This window comes from Neiella holothuriorum (assembly GCF_019457915.1).
GTDB lineage: Bacteria > Pseudomonadota > Gammaproteobacteria > Enterobacterales > Neiellaceae > Neiella > Neiella holothuriorum.
In genome coordinates this window covers 1-1,918 of record NZ_JAHZSS010000040.1, presented here as the reverse complement: position 1 = coordinate 1,918, position 1,918 = coordinate 1, and the positions used below count along the sequence as shown (strand labels likewise).

Annotated in this window: 1 protein-coding gene; it reads right to left on the bottom strand. The window is 48.5% G+C overall.

Annotation, left to right across the window (positions count from 1 at the left end):
* Positions 1-171: 171 nt before the first annotated feature.
* Positions 172-1,918 (bottom strand): Tn3 family transposase (locus tag K0504_RS18240; RefSeq protein WP_220105593.1); only part of this gene is annotated, 1,747 nt, incomplete at its 5' end.

Here is a 1,918-nt window from a genome sequence, read left to right as displayed (position 1 = left end):
CCACGTACTCGTCCTTGGTTTCAATATGGCCTGACACAGTCACAGCTCGCCATGAGCGATGTCTTTTTTACTAAAAAGGGGTTCTAGGGATTTTCCCCTCTAAAAAGACATAATCCTCTGTAGACCACACCAATAAATGGCTGCGGAGGTGGTTTACTTTCAGCTTGGAGCCTAATCATCCACTATCGGCCTTGTTATTTCGCCAATATTGGGCAATTTCCCAGTATTAGTGAAGTTATACGTTCCGCTTAAGTTGATATTTTGCCACGCAACGGGCGAAACAGCACGAGTGATACCCGCTTTCTCTTCATCTCCTCTCGCTTCAAAGTGTCCCAGAAGATGACTCAGTATCGCGGAGTTGAAGTAGATGATCGCGTTGGCAAGCAATCTTGCGCATTCATTCCAGATAGCGATTTCAGACTCGTTTTTGCCACGGAACTGATCACCATTCACCGACGCAATGGCTCGTCTAAGGAAGTGCCATGCTTCTCCCCGGTTCAGGGCACGTTGCACATACTGCCGCAAACTGGCATCGTCGATGTAGTCAAGTAAATATTGCACTTTAACCAGTCGATTATACTCCGTCAGAGCCTGTAATATTGGGTGTCCAGAAGGGTAACCAGACAACTTTCTTACCAGCATTGCTTGTGTCGTCCGCTTTGTCTGAAGTGACAGAACAATACGCCTGATATCTTGCCATCCCGTTGTAATAACATTCGTTCTGATAGGCTTCTTTAGCGCCAGTATGGTGCTGCCTTGTTCACTTTCAGTCACATCAAACAGATCATTGATGACACTACTGAACTGCGCGTATCGCGGTGCAAAACTGTAACCGCATAGATCCAGTAAGGCGAAGTTAACATGATTGACACCGTGTGTATCTGTCGAGAGTACGTCAGGTTTGATTTCACTGCTGTTGGATTGTAACAGGTCATAAATATAGTGTGATTCGTGCTCGTTGGAACCGATGATCCGAGCATTGAGGGCGCTGTGGTTGGCCACCAGTGTCATGGCCGTGATCCCTTTGTTGGTGCCGAAATACTTAGAGGAGTACCGGGTTTTAAAGGTTTCCAGATGGGTTTCGAATTTCTGACCATCCGCACTGGCATGCAGCTGGTCCTCCTGAATATGGTAGTGGCGGAAGATGGGTAGCGCTGCAACCGCATTATTGATCACGTCGCTGGCGTCATGCAGCGTTTCAGGCCGGATATAGTTGGCCTGCACCGTACTCAGGTGTTCATAGCTTCGATCGGAGATCTGCGCCATGCCATACACACCACGGTGAGTGGCGTTGGCAATCAGAATGGCCAGTAAATCATCCTGATGAGTGAACCCTTGTTTTTGTATCGGAAGTACATGAGTCAGACATTTCATAAACCCGGTTTCGCGCTCTACATACCGCAGTACATCCGCGATACCGACCGGTTGCATTCGCTTAAAAAAGGGATTGTTGACCAGAGATGTAGCGCTTTTGGTCGGCAGACGCCAGCGGGTACCGGTACGATTTTTCATGATCACATTTCGATTGTCTCCCTCATCAATATGGAGAGCAACGTCTTTGAGTGCACTTTCCAGCCGGTGTTGTTTCTCCTGTAACAATAACTCTGCGGGCTGTTTTAGTCTGTCCAGTGTTGATGAGGCCAGCAAGGTATCCTGCGATGTCTGGGGGATCAGGTCGTCTTCCAGTGCGCGGTATTTGGTAACATTTGGCAAATAAATGCGTCCATTCAGTCGTGAGGTTAACTGCCGGTAGAGCAGCCATTCGTAACGTTGCGGGTTAACGTTATCCTGTTTAACCAACCATGGGAGGTGCTTTTTCGGGATGAGCGACGTATCCATCGTCTTCAGTGGTCCACCGAATGCGATTTCCGTCTGCATCTGTTGAAGTTGGGCGACGACGGCTTCTGAGCCTTTACCG